The following is a 19,408-nucleotide window of genomic DNA, read 5'->3' on the forward strand; positions in this document are numbered from 1 at the left end:
CGGCGGACGCAGCCTGGGCGTCATGCTGCGCGGCGGGGGCGTCTGCGCCCGCATCCGGCTCGGTGAGCGCGCGCTCGGCACGGGCAGCGGCGCGGCGCTGGCGGCGCACGACGGAGGCCTGGGACACCTGCGCCAGGGCGCGTGCCTGCGCGGCCTCGGTCGAGAGCGGTGCCGACGGGGCGCCCGAGGAGCCCGCGGCATCCGCAGCCGCGGAATCTGCCTTCTCGGCAGCCGTCGCGCGCGTGCGCTTCCGCGTCGTGCGCGTGGCCTTCTGCCGCGGCTTCTCCTCCGCAGCGGCCTCCTCCCCTTCCGCGCGCTTCGCCGTCCGGCGCGTGCGCGTGGCGCGGCGCGGCTTCTCCTCCGGGGTGGGCGCGGAGGCCTCGGCGTTCATCGTTTCGGTGGTGTTCGTCGTTTCGTCAGCCACTATGCCTGCTCAACCTTCTTCCAGTCTTCCATGAATAGTGCTAGGCCGCGATCGGTCAGCGGGTGCCGCACGGCCTTCTTCAACGCTTTGAACGGGACGGTCGCGATGTCGCAGCCGGCGAGCGCGGCCTCCGTCACGTGATGCGGGGTGCGAATCGACGCCCCGATGATCTCGACCTCATGCCCGAAATCGAACCCGTGGATCGCCTCGCACACCTGCACGAGCTGCTCCACGCCGTCCTCGGCGATATCGTCGAAGCGCCCCACGAAGGGCGACACGTAGCGCGCGCCCGCGCGGGCGGCGAGCAGCGCCTGCGGCACGGTGAAGATGAGCGTCATGTTCACCGCGATGCCCTCCTGCGCGAGCGTGTGCGTGGCGGCGAGCGCCTCCGTGGAGATGGGCAGTTTGACGACCACGTTATCGGCGATGGCGGCGAGCCGGCGGCCGTCCTCGACCATGCCCTCGGCGGTCTCGGCGCACGATTCCGCCGAGACGGGAAGGCCGGGGCACAGCTCGCAGATGGCGCCGATGTGGCGCTCGAAATCCGCGAGCTTTCCGCCGGTCTTCGCGAACAGCGACGGGTTCGTGGTGACGCCGTCGATGACACCCCAGCTCACCGCCTCGCGGATCTCGCCCAGATCGGCCGTGTCGAGAAAGAACTTCATGAGGCCGCCTCCTTGCTTGCAACGGCATGTCGGCAGCACGGACGGGGCTGGCCGGCAGCGGGAAACTATATGACAACTCAGGGTGCGCGGGCGGTCGGATGCAGCTATGTGATTGAACGGAGATGAGATGCGAACGCGTCGCGCAGCTGCAGTGTACCACAACACGCAGGCAATTCTTTCGCTCTTATATAGAACATATGTTCTCATTTTCGGCGAAATGCGCTAGACTGGTACCAAGCAAGCGGGCGGTGCCCTCCGAGTCCAACGGGGTAGATGGAGGGATCCCATGCTCAAGCTCACCCAGCTGCTGCTCGCAGCAGCCGTCTTGTTAGCGCTGGCTTTGTTGGCCTACGAGATCGTGCTCGGCTAGTCCGAGTCGACGGGTGATGCCCGAACAAGGGAACAGCCGCCTTGTCCGGAGGCGGCTGTTCGCGTGGGCATCGCCCACAAAACCGTTTCCACAGGAGGGCTTCAAACCTTCTGCTTGCTACGAGTATACCCCATCGCGGCGTCCCCGCTCGCCGCGGGGTGTACTCGGCGCATCGCAGCCCCTGATAAAATGGTGTCAGACACCTTTTTATCACTGTTCGCGTGCATTGCCATAGGCCTCTTTCGAGCTCGGCACGTCAACGACCGTTGCCTTGCATATGTCTACGCCAAACGGTATTTCCTGTTCCGGCTCGTCGGGGACGCGGTCGCCTCGACGCAACCCGCCGCGATGAGATCTTTCACCCGCTTGCGCGCCTGGTTGAGCGTCAAATCGCTCTCTTGCGCGATCTCGCGCAGCGACATCTCCCCATGTGACCGCAGCATCTGCTCAACGAAACTCGCGCCCCCGTGAACAGCCTCGCTACGACCCGAAGCGGCTAAGGGTCTCCGCAGGACAACCTTGAAATGGTCGAGCGCCGGATAAAACTCGGGAAGCTCCAGCCCGCGAGCCGCCATCTCACTCATCATGAACGGTATCCCGGAACCGTTCCCCTCCGCCGGAGAGCCGGAACCGCTCGGCAGCAAGGCCAGGGACATGAGCTTCATGAGCGTTGGGTTTCGACAGCACGACCTTCCATCGGCCAGATCGTCGGGCGATTTGCCCCACAATCCGCCGGGATTGGCGATCTCGACACGGTCTTCGAAGACATCGACGGAGACCGATTCCCCGTCAAAGCGATCGTTATAACTACGGTGAAGCAAGGCGTTCGTGATGGCCTCGCGCAAAACCGCCTCGGGAAGCTCCAGATCATCGATGCGCCCCACACCGTTCACAAAGGACGGTCGACGGAGGTTCTTGGCAACAGCGTGAACAGCATCTTCAATCATCTCGCCGAGCGTGCCTTCGCATATGACGCGGTCGTCAAACCTCACCACGCCGCCCGAGCCCTTCGTCAGCCCCGGATGAACGGCGACGTCAACGCACAGCTTGGGAAAGAACTGCTGCGGATACAGCCCCGCGACAAGAAGGCCTGCGCGCACAACGCCCCCATCGTTGTTGATGAAGTTGAGGCGCCTGAGCCGCTCTTCCACCGTATCGGCGTTGCGCATCGACCGCGGCGCGACGACGAGCGCTTTGGAAAAAACTTGCTCGTATACAGATCGATCGAGATCTTCGATGGTCGCCTCGGGAACTACGGAACGATCGGAATCGTCAACGCGCGTAGCAGCCTGCATAGAATACAGCTCGTTCGGGGACAGGCGAACGTCTTTGTCGTCGATGCGCTTGTAGCTGCCGGTTAGAACACCGCGAGCTGTAATATAACAGGGCTTTTGCGCCGGGCTGAGCTCGCGGATCCGAATCGCGAGCACCACTTCCTCGTCGAGCGGAACGCGTTCGATGGCGTACTCGGGCGGATTGCTCAAAAAGCCGGGCGACCCGCCATCCCCCATTCCGGAAACGAACTGGTCGCACACCTTATGCGTTTGAAAGCCCGCGACCGGGACAAATCCGTCCGATTCACTGATCCCCAGCAACAGCGTCCCGCCAGCGCTGTTGGCGAAGGCGCTCACCGACTCCCAGACATCCTTGGAGAGACCCGACGCACAAGACTTTGCCTCAAATGACGCATCGTCCCCGCCTTCCTGGCGGAGATGTTCCAGGATGGTCTGTAACTCATGCTCTGTCATCTCTCACTCCTGTCTCTTACATATCTCTCAATTCTATGAGAGATAATGATAGATGATTAAGAGATACGTGAGTGAGAAATTAAGAGATGATGGGATTTTATCCCAGACAAGAAAACAGCCGCCTTGGTGGAGACGGCTGCTCGCGTGGGCGTCGCCCACCAAACCCAATCCACAGGAGGGCTTCCGGCCCTCCTGCTTGCCACAAGTATACCCCGTAGCGGCGCCCCGTTCGCCGCGGGGTGTACTCGGGACATCGCGCTCCCTGATAAAATGGTGTCAGACACCTTTTTATCATTTAGCAGGCCCAGGGAGGAGGAGCCGAACATGACCACTATGACAGCGACTGCACTGCGCAAAGACCTCTACAACGCAATCGAGCGGGTGAACGAGGATTGCGCGCCCGTCTACATCGCCAGCAACCGCGGTAAGGGCGCCGTGCTTATCGGCGAAGATGATTGGGCGTCGATCGAGGAGACGCTTTATTTGCAGAGCATCCCCGGAATGACCGAAAGTATCCTTTCCGCGCGTGAAGAGCCTCGCGAGGAAGTCCTCCACCTCGAAGATGTGGCGTGGTAGTTGGCGGGGTTATCGACCCGGACAAACAAGCAGCAAGAAATCTCAAGCTCATCCGCGCTGCGGGATTCGGGATTGGGATGTGCGCACCAGATTGGAGAACTCCTCGGCGATGCGCAACCTCTCCCTAGGCAAGCTATTTCCTCAGCTCGTCTGCACGCTGGAACGCATCGTCAACCGAAGTCGTGAAGCGCCCCGCCTCGATATCGACGACCCCGCGTCCGATAGCATCAGAAAGCCGCGCCTCGAACGTGGTCTCCTCCCGCTCTTCCGCGACCCTGTGCTCGAAATCCTCCTCGCTGCAGGACACGTTTGCGTCGACGCCCTGTTCGGTGATCCAATCCATGTATTAAGGAACGGCGCGATCAATGGAGGTATCGCGGTCATCCATAAACTCTCACCGCTCCCCGGAGCACCGAGCGAACAAACGACGACGGCTGCCCGGCAAGGCTTGTGATGATATCGACTTCCCTGTCGGTTTCATGCTCGAGCACCTCGCGCACGTCCTCCACGTCAGAGAACCTCGAGCCCGGGGTGAAGCGCACCATGAGGTCTATATCGCTTTCGGACGTCTGCTCTTCCCGAGCGAACGAGCCGCAAAGCGCGGCGGAAACGATGGACAGAAGCGGAGCGACGCGCCTGATTGCGCGAATCGCCTCGTCTCGCGTCTCGACCGGTTTTGCCCCATCCAGCCATCCAGTGATCTATAGAAGTCTTCCATCAACTACAGCAACTCTACAGTCAACGAGTCCGGAGAATATTCATCGGCGCTGACAGGACGCGAGCCGCGCTCTCACCACCAACATAACCCAGGCTAATCTCGACGGAACAGATCGCGGGTATAAACTCGCTCGGCAACATCGGAAAGTTCATCTGACCAGCGATTCGCCACAATGATTTCACAACGCTGCTTAAAATAAGCAAGGTCCGCGGTCACTTCCGCACCGTAAAAAACATTACCATGGTATGTCGGTTCATAGACGAGCACCGGAACGCCTTTTGCCCTAATGCGCTTCATAATGCCCTGAATTGATGAAGCCCGATAATTATCCGAGCCGCTCTTCATGGTAAGGCGATAGATGCCGACAAGAGGGCTTGGCGTACCTGAATATACCAGCTTATTAACCGCCGAGATAATTTCGTCCGCAATAAAGTCCTTGCGCGTCGCGTTTGAATCGACGATTGCTTGGATAAGGTTCTGCGGCACATCACGATAATTTGCAAGAAGTTGGCGCGTGTCCTTGGGAAGGCAGTATCCACCGTATCCAAAACTGGGATTATCGTAGAAATCACCTATTCTGGGATCAAGCGATACTCCACGAATAACATCGAGCGTAGAAAGACCTTTAGTCGCGCAATAGGTATCAAGTTCATTGAAATATGAAACGCGCAATGCTAGATACGTGTTGGCGAATAGCTTGATTGCTTCGGCTTCCGTGTCACCTAAGACGAGGCTTGGAACGCCAATCGAGCCATCGGCGTTCTCTCGTTTGAGCTCATTCGGCGCGGCGCCACCGGCCAACAAGCCGGCAAATCGCTCAGCCGCGTCCACAGCATTTGTGTCATCCTTTGAAACGCCAACCACGATCCTGCTAGGATGCAAATTGTCATACAGAGCATGCCCTTCACGCAAAAACTCAGGTGAGAATATGATGCGGTCATCACCCCGCTCCACTTTGATGCGTTCGGTATAACCTACCGGAATAGTTGATTTCACTACAATCCAGCAATTCTCATTAACCGCTCTGACTGCATCCATTGCGTTCTCAACTGCGGAAGTATCAAAGGAATTGGTCTCAGTATCGTAATTGGTAGGAGTAGCTATTACGGCATACTCTGCACCGGCGTAGGCTTCTATTGGATCACACGTCACCGAAAAGTTCAGGCCAAGGCTATCTTGATGCGACAGAAAATACTCAATCTCTTTATCCCTAATCGGGCTAATCCCATTTCTCAGCATATCGATTTTCTCGGCCACAATATCCAGCGCATAAACCTCGTTATGTTGGCTCAACAAAAGAGCTATGGACAGGCCTACGTAGCCCGTCCCGGCAACGGCGATTTTCATGACACACTCCGATTCACTTAGCGGGATGCCGCCTTGGCTTTTTACACGCGAGAGCCATTTCGACTCGGCAGCAATTGACGAAACTCCCTGCGATAGTTGGGATTTATCGCGAGGTATACCACATAGGAAAAAACGACGATGATCATCGCGATCGATGTATCGTGAAGCAGCGCCGCGGCACAGAAAACCACTGTAAATACAACCTCGATAACCACATCTCTCAAAGCAGAAAACCGATACACGCGTGCCTGATAAAAATCGGACAAGATACTACGAACAATAATCGCGATGACCACGCTCGCGACCACTGCAATCGGGTTGCCCAGCACAAAAACGCCAAAAGCGCAACCGATAACGCTGAGAGAGCAGGCGATGATGTTCAGCTTCAGAAGCACATTCTCGCGACGCGTCACCTTATAAAATGTATTCGAGAGAATCGACATCTTGCTATCAAATAGACAGATCGGGAGAATGAGCGGCAGCATCTCAACGGACTCTTTATATGCCGGAAGCCACCAGGAGATGATCGCCGCAAGGGGAAAATACGCGACATACATGATTGGAAGCACGCATCCGAGCACATTTCTCAATTTTAGATACTGGCCTCTAAGCTCGTGCTCACCGTATCCTCTCAGGGCTGGAAATAAAACCATAGCTACTTGATTAACAAAGGAAAGAAAAAACGTACCCAAAGTCAATGCAAATGAAATGACGCTGAATACACTTACTCCCCAGCGCAAATCTACGGCAAACTTCGCAGCATTCAATACAAAACTACTGGCGAAATTTGCAACCATGAGCTTTGAGCCGGCTCGAATGTCGAGCCATCCCCGCTTCATCGCCAATTTCAGATCGAAGTTCCTCCAGCAAAGAAAATCCCTGAAATGAAAAACGCAATATGCAAACGAGACGCCCTGGCACGCTAAATATAGGCCGATAAAAATACGGCAATCATCAATTCCTATCACCAGTGAGATAAGAATCGCAACTAAATATAACCCCCTATTAATCATTATGGATGTCGAGTACAGGACGGTTTCGTTCATGGCTTGAAAGAGGTAGCCGATGAAATTGGTCGCATTGCTCAGCACAAGATAGAGCGCCGTGGCGAACATAACGAACAAGCGAAGCCCGTCGGGAACGGTGGCGATCGAAATGGCAAACATGGCGATCGAAATCAGCAGCTGAAAGAGCGTTGAAACCAAAAACTCTCCGACAACTTCGCGTTTGTCAACCTCGCTCCGCGGTACACCCCCCAGCCTTAGATACACACCATCGTTAACGCCCAGATGGGCGATTCCCACGTAGCCTGAATACAATAGGAAAAGCTGCCAGTAACCGAACTCGGCTACACCCAAAAATCTTGGGATGAATAGAGAGGCCGCCGCCATGGCAAGAAAAGAGACCCCTTGAGAGAGCAGCGCTGATAGCACGTTCTTACGAAACGACATTGATTCTCCTCGAGGAGTTGCACGCGGCCAGCATCAACATAAACACGACAAACGGGACAACATATGTCGTGTAAACCCATGGTGAAATGAAAACCGAAAACATGTAGAAAAAGGTAATCGCAGCTAGAGCAACCCCTGCAAAACCATTCCCTCGCTTCGATACGTTGTCGACACAACGTCCTTCGATGAATCCCACCAAAAACAAAATGATCAGCGCCCCAATCCAAGAGAAGTCTTGGATTAATCCGCGAAACGAGGTGAAGATGTTTCCATACCCGACAAGAAGCGGCTCGTACACACCCTGTGCTTTTTGAATCACGCCGAGCGCAGAGAATAGGGACATGAAGGTATTGGTGCCAAACTGGAAGCTTGACCCGGCAACGTCCTGGGCGGATAGCCAGTGGTCAAAATTAAAGATACCGCCAAAGGCATATATTCCGAACTTCTTCGAAGCAGCTTCGACCGCCCAGGTCTCAAACGACCCGATACGGAGGAGAAAGGTTAAGAACATGAGTAAGAGTGCGAAAAGAACAAGTCCAGCGCTTATTAGAACAGGCTTGCTTTTCCATGGGATACCCACGCAGTGGAGCTGAATATAAGCTACTAGGTACCCCGCCAACCATAGAATCAAAGAACCTATGAACCCAGCTTTTGCATTCGTAAGCAGCATCAACAACGTGATGGGCAACATCGTTGCGATGCACAGCGCTTTATCTTTTCTTGTTGAGAATATAAGGTACAGGTAGCCTCCGCACAGAGGCGCCGAGTATGTGAGGCTGGTCAGAATCTGAGTAAACGCCGAGCTATTGGTCTCTCCACTATAGCGAGCAGCAGCGATATCCGGCCCCACCTCCATCAGTGAATCGGCTGAAAAAAAGACTGAGAACGAGACCCCACTTGCACGAAGCTGATTCGCAAGCCAGAGCATCCCGCTCACAATGAGCAACAGCACGATCAACCGCGCAAGCGACTCATTGAAACGCCTACCGGAAGATGGACCCCGGCCTCGTTCGATATCTTCGCCGCGCCGTCCGAAACCGGCAGAAAACCCCACATTTACCAATGCTAAGGCCACTATCATCCACAATATCCCGAGAAAGCCCCACTGCTCTTCTTCAAAAACGGCGAGGGCGCCGATAATCGAGGCGGTAAAAACCACAGTAAAAAGATTCACGGGATACAAGCGGCCTTTGGTCAATGCGAATGAGAGAAGACAGACCAAAAGCGCCATACAGATAAGAAGGACTCTCATGCATTCCTCTTACTGTCGAATATCTTTTCGTATGCTACTAAATTCGATTCCCTAGACTGCTCGCTGATGTTTTGAATATAGCCCATGGAGCCATCCTCTTTATGGAGCACCTGGATCGAAGGGCAGTACCAAACGCTAACGCCGGCCTGCTTTGCCCTACAAGCCAACAGGCCCTCTTCGGCAAACAAAAAGAGGGACTCATCAAATACGGGCTGGAGCGCATTGATTGCTTCACGAGAGAAAATGATGAAGCTGCCGTGCGGCTGATAGATTTGCCACGCCATACCGTGGGATGAAGCATTTAGCCTCAATCCAACATAGCGAATAATTTTGTTAATCATAAGGCCAAGATAAAGAATTGGCGTAACTCTATGCAGAAGCCCGAAGTAAATCAGGCGGTCTGCAATTCCACACCTTCTGAACAGCATCGGATTTTGCCGTTTACCACGTAATGTTCTGATATCAGGAGCATAGATCCCGATAGAACCATTCGGCTTAAAATCGAACTTCTTTATTTCGGTATCTGGATTACAAACAATTAGGTATTCAAAGTCATACTTCGCCAAAGCATGCGAGATGCCCACGTTGTTGCCATAGCTGTATCCTCTGTTCTCTACACAGATAAAGTCGCAGCCTTCATCTTTTGCCACGGTCTCAAATTGCAAATCGGTTGCATCATCATAGTGGCTATCAACAACAATGCAACGATATGACTCTGATGCGAATACCTTTCGAATTGCCTTTAAGCACTCGAGTAGATCCTTGACATTTCTGTAGCACAGAATAACAAAGATGTATTTCGCCTTCTCAACACCGGCATTCATGAACATATCCGTTTCTAGCAACGCAGCAGCGAAGTCGGGGGTCCAATCGATTCGTGAAAAGGACAGCGACGCGAATCATAATGCAGCTTGTTAACAGCTTATTCCCTGTGGAAGACAGCTGTTCTTCACAACCCCTAGAGCCAGGAATCTTTTCAATGCTCCTAGAAAGTATCCCTAAGGTTATTGAAGTATGCATACGTGTCGTTCATATTCACCTCGAAAAAGTCCGTACATGGATCACCGCGTTTAATTCGACCGAGTAGCTCGACTAGTTCCCCGATCGTCTTCCTGACAATAATGGACGGAACGAGATGGCCATCACCATTGACGTGCCTCCTACCGTCGACACAAGCCATAAAATCAATTAACAGATCATCGACGTAGGTAAGGTTCAGTTCTGCCGAGGGGTCATCCACTACAATTGGGATGCCATGCGAGACGTTGTAGCAGAACGTGGCGATGACGTTATTGAAATTAGGCTTACCGTATCGACCATAAATATGATTGAGCATATACACATAAAGGGAACTGCCCGTTCTATCGACATGCATTCTGAGCAAGCGCTCGGCTTCTATTTTTGTTTTTGAAAAAACGGACGGTCTCCGTATGGCAGTCGAAGTTGTAAATAATACAGGACAGGCGTTTTCGTGTGCTTCGAGACAACCTATCAGTTGCTTTGTATATCCAATATTGCCATCGTAGAATTCTTGTTCATTTTCAGAACGCTGAACTGCTGCCAAATGGAATACAAACTGACAATCTCTCGTCTCTTGGAACAGCCCCTCTTCATCCAGATGAGAAACAGAGACCACAAGATGCCCCTCGCGCTCAAACCTCTCCTTTACATTGCGCGCAAGAAACCCACCGGCGCCTGTAATTAGGATTTTCATTTTGCATTCCAAGCGGCTAGGGCATCACGAATCTCACTGATTGAAAGCAGCTTTTCTTTCGTCTCCTCAACGGATAGCAGCTGCGTATTATTGCTATTGAATTCAGTGACGCCATTGCGCGGAGATCCGATTGATTGGTAATTGTCGTAGTTTAGATCACGCTTATCGGACGGTACGCGATAGAAATCGCCCATATCTATCGCACGGGAACATTCCTCGTTTGTTAGAAGGGTTTCATATGTTTTCTCACCATGACGAAGCCCAATGATTTTATACGGCTTGTCATAGCCGAAGAGCTCCATCATTGCTCGCGCCAATACGTCGACTGTAGTTGCCGCAGCCTTCTGAACCAAAATGTCTCCAGACTGCCCGTGCTCAAACGCAAATGCGACCAGATCAACCGCCTCATCAAGTGACATGATAAAGCGGGTCATGTTTGGGTCGGTAACAGTCAACGCAACCCCGTCGTTCATCTGCTTAACAAACAGCGGCAGCACGGATCCGCGCGAATACATCACGTTGCCATAACGCGTGCACATAATTCTAGTTTTATCAGGAGAGACTGTTCGAGACTTGGCGACGATTACTTTCTCCATCATCGCCTTGCTTGTTCCCATCGCATTTATTGGATATGCAGCTTTATCTGTTGAAAGGCAGACGACACGCTGCACCCCCGCCTCGATCGCAGCCGTGAGAACGTTCTCGGTGCCGATAACGTTCGTCTTTACCGCCTCGATGGGAAAGAATTCACAGCTAGGAACTTGTTTGAGAGCTGCCGCGTGAAAAATATAATCCACGCCGTTCATAGCGTTTCGAATAGAGTCGATATCTTTAACGTTGCCCAGATAAAAGCGGAGCTTTTCGCTCTCTTCAGGATAATGAGCCTCGTAAAAATGCCTCATATCATCCTGCTTAAGCTCATCACGACTAAAAATGCGAATCTGCCCAACATCTGATGTTAGATAGTGCCTCAGCACGGCATTGCCGAACGATCCCGTACCGCCCGTGATAAGCAGGGTTTTGCCTTTAAGGCTGTCTTCAATAGATTCCACGTCTACTCCCATCCCAAATTCTGTTAAACATATTTAATCTTGAGCGAAACCAACGCCTTTTTAATTGTGGCTCTCGTGCCAGCAGGAAGAAGCTTTCTTGCTTGAAGCGATGCGCTATACCTAAGCGACTCTCCAAAACTCAGGGAAGGCCTATCGCCCTGTTCGATCTCAATCCCATGTTTTTTGAAATAGCTCAACGTCGATGGAATCCATCTACCTCGCAGAATTCCGTTTTTATATCCAAGCAAATCCCGGGAGTCGTATAAAACTCCCTTGACATACTTGCCGCTGTCATCAGAGGGCAGTTCATGCTTATGGCTGTTGAAGTAGTACTCGAAGTCCCAAGGACTCGCTCCATCGATCTGAAGAAGGTATCTCAGAAGTGCCTTGCGATTCCAGATAGCAGGCTGCAAGCTGATAGCATAGTTGCTTCCCAGTTCAACTTGCTTGCTTTGACAGCCAGATTGCGAAAGCGACTGAGTTCCTGGAAGTGACAAGCGATAGAAGAAAATGCCGTCTCTGTCCATCATTGAAACGATGCTCGCCATTTCGTCATTAGATACACGCTTGGACAAAAAGTAGTCCTCGAGTAGGAACACTACATAGTCCTCATGCAAGGCAGAAAGCGATTGAATTGTCCTCGAAAACCAGTTGATTTCCTCGCCGGTATGAATAACCTTTACGCCCTCGCGGCAATACTCCGCTTCGTTATTGATGAGATAAACGTTGTAGCAGCAATCGGGCCAGTATGTATGAAAAATCGAAAAAAAGGTATCCCAAACATCCTTACAGCCGTCATAAGAACTTACATAAATAGCAAGCTCAGGTGAGGAGGTGCTCATCTGTATCCCCTTGATAATCGTTTATGAATTGTCAGCCACGCGTGCTCTCAGCAGACTCCCAAGTAGGGCGTGCGGAGCCATTCAACGAACGAATTACCGCCGTAATCTGAGCCCTCACGGTCATTACGTAATACTGAATCGCCGCAAGGAGTTTGATGTTGGTTTTAGCGACTGATTGAAATGCAGCCAGCAGATAAAAGAGGGTGTGAAATAGAAGAAGGGCTTTGAACGGGAGGCTGAAAACGGCGAGCAAAACATTGAGTGCGAATAGAATTGGGTGAGCCCACCACAAACTGTATCTACAAAACCTATGTCCAAAGTAGAAGTATGAGAACCATCCGAATCTGAATGGATTTGTCACGCGAAGCATGTTGGATGGCGCATCGAGTATCGAACGGAACATACGGACTTTTCTTTTATACTCGTCTGAATCCGTTTCACCAGCTTTTTCGTACGCCGTGGCCTGAAGACAGTTTATCGAGCGCCTTCCTTCGAGAGCGAAATGGTACGGCATGACGCTATCGTGGCATTGAATTGGGTCCGCATCAAAATAATCACTGTTCCGGCAAGCGTAGATGGCGCCGTTACCGGCGGTAAGAGATGCTATCCTTCCTTCAATCTCTCGTGTAGCAACATCCATAGCCCAGTACGAACTTTCAGAGCTCGCCGTTTCGGAGGAATCGATGTTTTGATAGCGCAAACAGCCGCAGACATATGCGATGTCGAAGCTCGTGAAACACGCCATCAGTTCCTTAATCGACTCTGAATCAAGCATGGCGTTTGCATCGGTCATCACGAGATACTCAGTGGTAACAAGCTTTTGCGCCTCATTTTGAGCGTTGGTCTTTCCTTTGTGCTCGCGAGTTCTGTGAAGCCTTAACTTCATGCTTGGGTGGCTTTGCGCAAAAGCCTCTACAATTCCATTCGTGTCATCCGTGCTGCTATCAGATGTAACTATGAATTCAATCTTGTCGGCAGGATAATCAAGCTGAAGCAGATTTTCCAACTTCTCATGTATTACTTTTTCCTCATTATGAGCCACGACCATTACTGTCACGCTAGGGACATGAGAATAGTCCCGAGCGTTTTGGCGCTTAATCAACGCACCGAGCAATCGAATCGAAATAGGGTACCCCGCCATCGCCCAGATGATCACAAAGGCACAAATCAAGAACAGCGTGAGCGAAAGTCCGATAACAAGTTCCATAGACAACCTCAGCTTTGCAAATGAGCTGGTACACCAACGTATGTTCCTGGCTTATCAATATCTCGAATCACTACTGCCCCCGCTCCGATCATGCAGCCTGAGCAAATGGAGATGTTATTGCTCACCGAGGCTCCGATTCCAATCCACGTTGCATCTCCGATAGATACGGCTCCGGCGAGATGAGCCCCGACAGAGACGTGGACGAAATCACCGATAAGGCAATCATGATCAACGGTAGCCCCCGTGTTGATAATGCATCCCGTCCCCACTCTTGACGATGGATTGAGCACGGCGGTCGCCATCACAACCGAACCTGGGCAAATCACGGCGTCATGCGCCACGACTGCCGAAGGATGAATCAACGTTGCGAGCTCGGCGCCAGCTCCATTGAGCTCGTTTTGGATGCGACGACGAGCATCGGAATTCCCGATTGCCACAATGAAATCACTATCAAGATGTTCCAAGAACGCAGAAACCTTACCGAGAATTGGATACCCCAAGGGTTTGACAAGGCTTGGAGCGTCATCCAGAAATGCAATGTCGTCATATCCATTGAGGCGAGCGATGTCGGCCACAACCTTTCCGTGGCCGCTCGCGCCAATAATGATCAAGCTATTCATCTCTGATCACCGCATCAGAATCCGACTCGGAATTCCCTGTAAACTCCTCCATGGTCTCGGAAGTACCGGAAGAGATGCCCTCGCGCAAGAAAACCGTACGGACCGTCTTGAAGACGATGCCCCAGTCTCGTAGAAATCTCACGTCGTCAACATAGCGTACGTCCCAGTCGAATTTCTCCTCCCAAGACATAGCATTGCGACCATGAACCTGGGCCAAACCAGTGAGACCGGGTCGGACTTCGTGCCTACGTGCTTGCCGCTCGCTATATAAGGGGAGATATCTTACAAGAAGCGGTCGAGGGCCTACCACCGCCATATCTCCCTTTAGTATATTGAACAGCTCAGGAAGCTCATCGAGGCTCATCGACCGCAACAGCTTTCCGAAAGAAGTCATGCGCTCCTCATCAGAAAGTAAACGTCCTTGTGCGTCACGAGCATCCGTCATAGTGCGGAACTTGTAGAGCCTGAAAACCTTGCCATCTTTTCCCGGGCGTTCTTGAGCAAATAATACCGGACTCCCCAGCTTGACTCGAACCAGTGCCGCGATGACCACAAGCAGCGGTGAAAGACAAACCGTTGCCAACAGAGCGCAGCAAAAATCTTGCGGTCGCTTAGTATAGCGCTCGTATACTCCCTGCCTATGAGCCATGGCTAATCGAAGCACCGCCTTACGGCCTCGATGATGCGATCCTGCTGCCAAGGCTCCATTTTGTTGTCGCTTGGCAAGCAAAGTCCTCGCTGGAAAACATCCGCACCGACATCGAACGGAAGACCGTCGGAAGCAACCGACCCATTCGAAATGTACGCATTAGTCTGCGCGCGACCATTTCCCTCACGAGTCACAAATGCATTCATACGATAGATAGGCTGAAGGTGCATGGGCTTCCATATTGGACGACCCTCGGCATTTATCGCAGCGATGGCCTCAAGTACCTCGGTAGGGCAACTCTTGCCCGATTCTGTTATGTATAGCGCATCCCTTTCGCTGCGGACTTGTTTACACATAGCATCCGAATCAATAATGAGGCAGCTTAACCAATAGTTTGGCTTACTTGTTTCGGCTTCGAAGGGGTTCATCTTTACGGGTAAATCGGAGAAACCATCACGATACCGCTCCCAAATCGCCTTTTTCTGCGCTATGTGTTCCTCTAAATAGGGAAACTGCCCTCGAACCACGCCTGCAATTACATTGCTCATGCGGTAGTTATATCCGAGCTCCTCATGTTGATACCAAGAAGCAGCTTCTCGCGCCTGAGTCGACCATTTGCGAACCTTACTAGCCGCTTCCTCGCTATCCGTCAAAAGGCATCCACCAGATGATCCAGTGATTATTTTATTGCCGTTAAAGGAGATGATGCCGTAATCGCCAATAGCGCCGGTCTCGCAGCCCCTGTACGTAGCACCGAATGATTCAGCAGCATCTTCGATGAGAACCGCACCATGCTCGTCACAGATACGGCGAATCTCATCGCATTTCGCAGGAACGCCATATAGGTGAGCCATTACCACAACACGAGCCGTTGGATGCAGCTCGAAGGCCCGTTCCAATGCAGCTGGATCCATGTTCCATGTTTCGTACTCGGAGTCAACGAATACCGGGATGCCCCCTTCGTAAACAACAGGATTTACGGTGGCATCGAAGGTCAAGTCGGAGCATAGGACCTCATCGCCTGGCTTGACGCCGGCGAGTTTCACTGCCATATGCAGCGCGGCGGTTCCACATGTCAGGGCAACTGCATGCTTGCGCCCAACCTTTTCACAGGCAAGTCGCTCAACCTCGTTGATGTTCTCTCCGACAGTCGACATCCAATTGGTCTCATATGCCTGACGTACGTACTCGAGTTCCAACCCATGCATTGTCGGACTGGAAAGCCAGACTTTATCTTTAAAAGGCTTCATGACATCCTCCAGCTAGTCATCCACTTCAGGCGTGTATGTCGGCACCGCTCCTGCCAAAGCGAGCTTGATATCCTCATCGCTCCCGTCAAGCGCGCCTTCGAGCTCATCGAGCTTCGCCTGCACGGTGCCCAAATCGGGCGGAGCGGCGCGGCTCACGGTGATGTCCGCCACATCGGTCGGCACGGGCTCGTCCTCGCCCATGAGGAGCTCCTCGTACATCTTCTCCCCCGGGCGAAGGCCCGTTTCGATGATGTCGATGTCCCTACCCGGCTCTAATCCCGAAAGCCTTACCAGGTTTTCGGCCAAGTCCCAGATCTTTACCGGTTCGCCCATGTTGAGAATGAATATCTCGCCACCTTTGGCAAGCACCCCGGCGGTTATCACGAGACGCGATGCCTCGGGAATCGTCATGAAATATCGAATGATGTCTCGATGCGTCACCGTGATGGGGCCGCCATGCTCCAACTGCCGTTTGAACAGCGGAATCACGCTGCCATGGCTCCCCAACACATTGCCGAACCGCACTGCCGCGAACACTGTCTCGGACACGCTCGCGTAGTACTGCACGATCATCTCGCACATGCGCTTGGTGGCGCCCATGGCGTTGGTCGGATTGACCGCCTTGTCGGTCGAGATGAGAATGAAATGGCTGCACCCGTTCTTGTCAGCCATGCGGCATACGTTGAGTGTTCCGAACACGTTGTTCTCGATTGCCTCACGCGGGTCCGCTTCCATGAGCGGCACATGCTTGTGCGCCGCCGCGTGAAAGACAACGTCCGGCCTGTAGAGCTTGAAAACCCGCTCGAGCGCCGGAAGATGCGTGATGGAACCAATCTCCGCCCTAAGGTCGATGCCCGCCTCGCGAGCAGCGGCACCAATCTCATTGCACAGCTCGTACACCGTATTCTCGTACACATCAAAGAGCACGATGCGCGCGGGGTGCGCCGGCAGCAGCTGCCGCACGAGCTCCGAGCCGATTGATCCGCCGCCACCCGTCACGAGGATGGTCTTTCCCGTCACATAGCTCGACACGAGCGAGATATCAAGTTTAATCTCATCGCGCGAGAGCAAGTCGGCGATATCGACATCCCGCAACGGCAGGCGGCCTGTCTTGGAGATGTCCTGCAAGCGAGGCAGCGTGTATACCTTGAGGCCCGTCTCCATGCAGCGCTCGTAGATGTACTGGCGCTGCTCACGAGAGGCCGAGGGGATAGCCATGACGATCTGTTGGGCGTTAGAGGCTTCGGCAATCGCAGGAATCTGAGCACACCTCCCCGCGATCTTGACGCCATGGAGCTTCATGCCGACCTTGCCCCGATCGTCATCGACCACAGCGACGGGATTACCCGGCATGTCGGGATCGCCGGAGAGCATGCGCTTCACGGTCAGCGAACCCGCTTCGCCGGCACCGACGATAAGGGTGCGGGGAAGCGGCGCCTCTCGCGTCGTACCGAAGCGCCAACCCTGATTGCCCGCAACAGCACGGATACCCAGTCGGACTCCGCCGCACAGCACCGTGAGCACCGCCCACGCGAGCACGAACGTCCGTGGGGTAAGGGCGCTGCCGAAGACAAAGGTAAAAACGGAATCCGACACCACGGCCGCTGCGATGGTCGCAGCAACGATCCGCAGACACTCGGAAATGCTCGCATAGCGCCACAGAACGCTATACATACCGAACAGCGCATACACGACGACGTTCAGCGCCGCAAGAACGGCCAGAGCGCCAAAGATGCCCATATCGCTGACCGTCGAGTTCCATCCCGCGGTACCCCAAGCAGCCATGAGATAGGACACGAACGTAGCGCTGGCATCAAATGCTACAAGCAGCACGCACTGAAGCCATGGAATGCGGTGCGATGTAGCGATGGGATTTACCGCCATACCATACTCCTCAGTCCTATCCCGATTTCCGAACAATCTCAACTCCGACCTTGATCGTCTTCGTGCGGCCGAGCAGGTGGACATCCATATAGGCAAGCCGTTTGTGCCGGTCGATCTTCTTGATCTGCGATTCGAGCCCCACCAGGGGGCCGTCGGTGATCACCACGCGGTCGCCCTCGACGACGCCGATGGAGGGTTCCACCACGTGCCGTCCGCCCGTCAGACGCTCGAGCCAGCGCTCCTCGTCCGATGAAAGGGGGATGATCTTGCCGTCCTGCATGAGCATGGCCGCGCGCGGCGGAGCCTGCTTGATCTCTCGCGAAAGCTCGTCGACATCGAGCATCGAGGTCCGTACATACACGTATCCGGGCGTGAGCAGCTCGTCCACATCCTGCCAGGAGCCGCGGATCTTCTTCTGAAAGCGAAAGCGCGGGGCAAAGAGCTCGCAGCGCCGCCCGTCCCCCAGCATGCGCTCGAGGGCGTCGATGGTCGCCTGCTCCCTACCCGTCAAAACTTGCATGACATACGTTCGCATGGCGCCACCCCCTCCCCGGGCATGGCTTCGCCCACGCGCAGCGCGCACGCAAAACGGTCTCTTCATCCCCCTGCGGGCGCCAGGCGACGCGCTCCAGGCGACGATCGCTTGCCTACAAGGTATGTCTCGCAGAAAACCCTGTGCGAGTTCCCTGCTGCGAGAGGATCGCGCGGCTTGAAGCCCTCCGATCCCACCGCAGGAGGAAACTCCCCCTGCTGTCTGCTACGTGCGGAAATGCGCACCTCGCACCGAATACGCGCGCCGCGCGCGGGCGAGGTAGTCGTAGTGCTCCACCCGGTGCGCGTCGCTCGCGATGTAGCTCACGAGGTTCTCCTCGAAGAGCCGCTTCGCGGGCTTCTTCTCGCGCCCGAAGCGCCCACCCGCGATGAAATCGGCCGAGGCGCACAGCTTGCAGCCCTGCCGCACGAGCCGGCGCGCCACCTCGATGTCTTCCTGCACCGCCCGGTAGCGCTCCGGGTGCGCGATGGTCACGGTGTAGCCCATGCCCTGGAGCTCGAAGATGGTGCGCTCGTACTGCTGGAACTCGAGCTTGCCGGCGCGCGTGGAGAGCTCGAGCAGAAACTCGTTGCCCCCGTCGAACGCCAGGCGGCTCGCCCACGCCAGGCCGAGGTCCATGAGCTTCGCATGGTTCACCTCGAAGCCCATGGAGAGCGGGAAGCCGTCCGCATGCGCGCGCAGCAGCTCGAAGGCGTCCCACATGGCGTTGTAGTCGAAGTACGGGTCGCGGCAATGCGGCGTGCACACGATGCTCGTCACGCCCGCGGCCTTCGCGGCCTCGAGCATGCGCAGGCTCTCGTCCAGATCGCGCGCGCCGTCGTCCACACCGGGCAGGATATGGCAATGCATGTCCCTCATCGTTTGCACCTCCTTCTTGCGAAGCAGGTTGGAGCAGCGCCCCCCCCCGCTGAAATTTCACCTATTTACGGGAGAACCTGCTGCTCGTGGCCTGGGCGCCCGCGCGGTGCGGGTTCACGGGGCGCACCTGGGCGACGCCGGAGTTGGCGTGGGCCGCTGCGGCCGCGGCGGCTGCGGCGGTGAACTGCGAGGTCTCGGAGGGCGAGGCGGTGTGCGGCGCGCGCCGGG

Annotated in this window: 19 protein-coding genes and 1 pseudogene; 1 reads left to right on the plus strand and 19 read right to left on the minus strand. The window is 54.4% G+C overall.

Translation table 11 applies throughout. The annotated features are described in order from the left end of the window. The 3 genes and pseudogenes from BN423_RS10665 to BN423_RS02880 form a co-directional block, all read right to left on the minus strand. A pseudogene (locus tag BN423_RS10665) lies at positions 1-424 on the minus strand (hypothetical protein); the annotation flags it as partial. Then, positions 424-1,089 carry a transaldolase family protein gene (locus tag BN423_RS02870; RefSeq protein WP_019238763.1) on the minus strand — a complete coding sequence of 222 codons (666 nt, stop codon included), beginning with the start codon at positions 1,087-1,089 and terminating at the stop codon, positions 424-426. The pseudogene BN423_RS10665 and the gene BN423_RS02870, both read right to left, overlap by 1 nt. 651 nt (positions 1,090-1,740) lie before the next feature. Continuing rightward, the gene (locus tag BN423_RS02880; protein WP_019238764.1) at positions 1,741-3,207 is read right to left on the minus strand and encodes an ATP-binding protein; all 1,467 of its coding nucleotides are present in this window, start codon (positions 3,205-3,207) and stop codon (positions 1,741-1,743) included. A gap of 324 nt (positions 3,208-3,531) precedes the next feature. On the opposite strand from BN423_RS02880, the gene BN423_RS02885 reads away from it, so the two are divergent. Further along, positions 3,532-3,783 (plus strand): type II toxin-antitoxin system Phd/YefM family antitoxin, encoded by a 252-nt coding sequence (locus BN423_RS02885; RefSeq protein WP_019238765.1) that lies wholly within the window; start codon positions 3,532-3,534, stop codon positions 3,781-3,783. A gap of 133 nt (positions 3,784-3,916) precedes the next feature. Here the strand turns inward: BN423_RS02885 and BN423_RS02890 are convergent, their stop codons facing one another. From BN423_RS02890 to BN423_RS02955, 16 genes are all read right to left on the minus strand, one after another. After that, a complete protein-coding gene (locus BN423_RS02890) occupies positions 3,917-4,126 on the minus strand; it encodes a hypothetical protein (RefSeq protein WP_019238766.1) in 210 nt (69 codons plus the stop codon). 37 nt (positions 4,127-4,163) lie between these two features. Further along, positions 4,164-4,484, minus strand: coding sequence for a nucleotidyltransferase family protein (locus BN423_RS11130; protein ID WP_316244971.1), 321 nt, complete (start codon positions 4,482-4,484; stop codon positions 4,164-4,166). A 110-nt stretch (positions 4,485-4,594) separates the two neighbouring features. Then, the gene (locus BN423_RS11135; protein ID WP_071784316.1) at positions 4,595-5,848 is read right to left on the minus strand and encodes a nucleotide sugar dehydrogenase; all 1,254 of its coding nucleotides are present in this window, start codon (positions 5,846-5,848) and stop codon (positions 4,595-4,597) included. A gap of 41 nt (positions 5,849-5,889) precedes the next feature. Further along, positions 5,890-7,299, minus strand: a complete 1,410-nt coding sequence (locus BN423_RS02900) for a lipopolysaccharide biosynthesis protein (protein ID WP_019238768.1) — start codon at positions 7,297-7,299, stop codon at positions 5,890-5,892. Further along, the gene (locus BN423_RS02905) at positions 7,286-8,551 is read right to left on the minus strand and encodes an O-antigen polymerase (RefSeq protein ID WP_019238769.1); all 1,266 of its coding nucleotides are present in this window, start codon (positions 8,549-8,551) and stop codon (positions 7,286-7,288) included. Before BN423_RS02905 ends, BN423_RS02900 begins: the two co-directional genes overlap by 14 nt. Then, positions 8,548-9,375: a glycosyltransferase family 2 protein gene (locus tag BN423_RS02910; protein ID WP_232385477.1), complete on the minus strand. Its 828-nt coding sequence runs from the start codon at positions 9,373-9,375 to the stop codon at positions 8,548-8,550. The genes BN423_RS02905 and BN423_RS02910 overlap by 4 nt, the downstream gene beginning before the upstream one ends. Before the next feature lie 161 nt (positions 9,376-9,536). Continuing rightward, positions 9,537-10,265, minus strand: coding sequence for an NAD-dependent epimerase/dehydratase family protein (locus tag BN423_RS11140; RefSeq protein ID WP_071784317.1), 729 nt, complete (start codon positions 10,263-10,265; stop codon positions 9,537-9,539). Continuing rightward, complete coding sequence (locus BN423_RS02925) at positions 10,262-11,317, minus strand: polysaccharide biosynthesis protein (protein WP_019238773.1); 1,056 nt, start codon at positions 11,315-11,317, stop codon at positions 10,262-10,264. Before BN423_RS02925 ends, BN423_RS11140 begins: the two co-directional genes overlap by 4 nt. 23 nt (positions 11,318-11,340) lie before the next feature. Further along, complete coding sequence (locus BN423_RS02930; protein WP_019238774.1) at positions 11,341-12,159, minus strand: hypothetical protein; 819 nt, start codon at positions 12,157-12,159, stop codon at positions 11,341-11,343. 31 nt (positions 12,160-12,190) lie between these two features. Continuing rightward, complete coding sequence (locus BN423_RS02935; RefSeq protein WP_019238775.1) at positions 12,191-13,366, minus strand: glycosyltransferase; 1,176 nt, start codon at positions 13,364-13,366, stop codon at positions 12,191-12,193. Positions 13,367-13,374: 8 nt separating this feature from the next. Continuing rightward, complete coding sequence (locus tag BN423_RS11145; protein ID WP_071784318.1) at positions 13,375-13,986, minus strand: acetyltransferase; 612 nt, start codon at positions 13,984-13,986, stop codon at positions 13,375-13,377. After that, on the minus strand, positions 13,979-14,635 hold the full coding sequence (locus BN423_RS02940) for a sugar transferase (protein WP_026088990.1): 657 nt from the start codon (positions 14,633-14,635) through the stop codon (positions 13,979-13,981). The genes BN423_RS11145 and BN423_RS02940 overlap by 8 nt, the downstream gene beginning before the upstream one ends. Before the next feature lie 2 nt (positions 14,636-14,637). Then, positions 14,638-15,885, minus strand: coding sequence for a DegT/DnrJ/EryC1/StrS family aminotransferase (locus tag BN423_RS11150; RefSeq protein WP_071784319.1), 1,248 nt, complete (start codon positions 15,883-15,885; stop codon positions 14,638-14,640). A 12-nt stretch (positions 15,886-15,897) separates the two neighbouring features. Continuing rightward, entirely contained in the window at positions 15,898-17,769 is a 1,872-nt protein-coding gene (locus BN423_RS02945; protein WP_019238777.1) for a polysaccharide biosynthesis protein, read from the minus strand. Positions 17,770-17,785: 16 nt separating this feature from the next. After that, complete coding sequence (loaP, locus tag BN423_RS02950) at positions 17,786-18,304, minus strand: antiterminator LoaP (RefSeq protein WP_232385478.1); 519 nt, start codon at positions 18,302-18,304, stop codon at positions 17,786-17,788. Positions 18,305-18,526: 222 nt separating this feature from the next. Beyond that, entirely contained in the window at positions 18,527-19,180 is a 654-nt protein-coding gene (locus BN423_RS02955; RefSeq protein WP_019238779.1) for a tyrosine-protein phosphatase, read from the minus strand. Between the last annotated feature and the right edge of the window lie 228 nt (positions 19,181-19,408).

This window comes from Enorma timonensis (genome assembly GCF_000321165.1).
Classification (GTDB): Bacteria; Actinomycetota; Coriobacteriia; order Coriobacteriales; family Coriobacteriaceae; genus Enorma.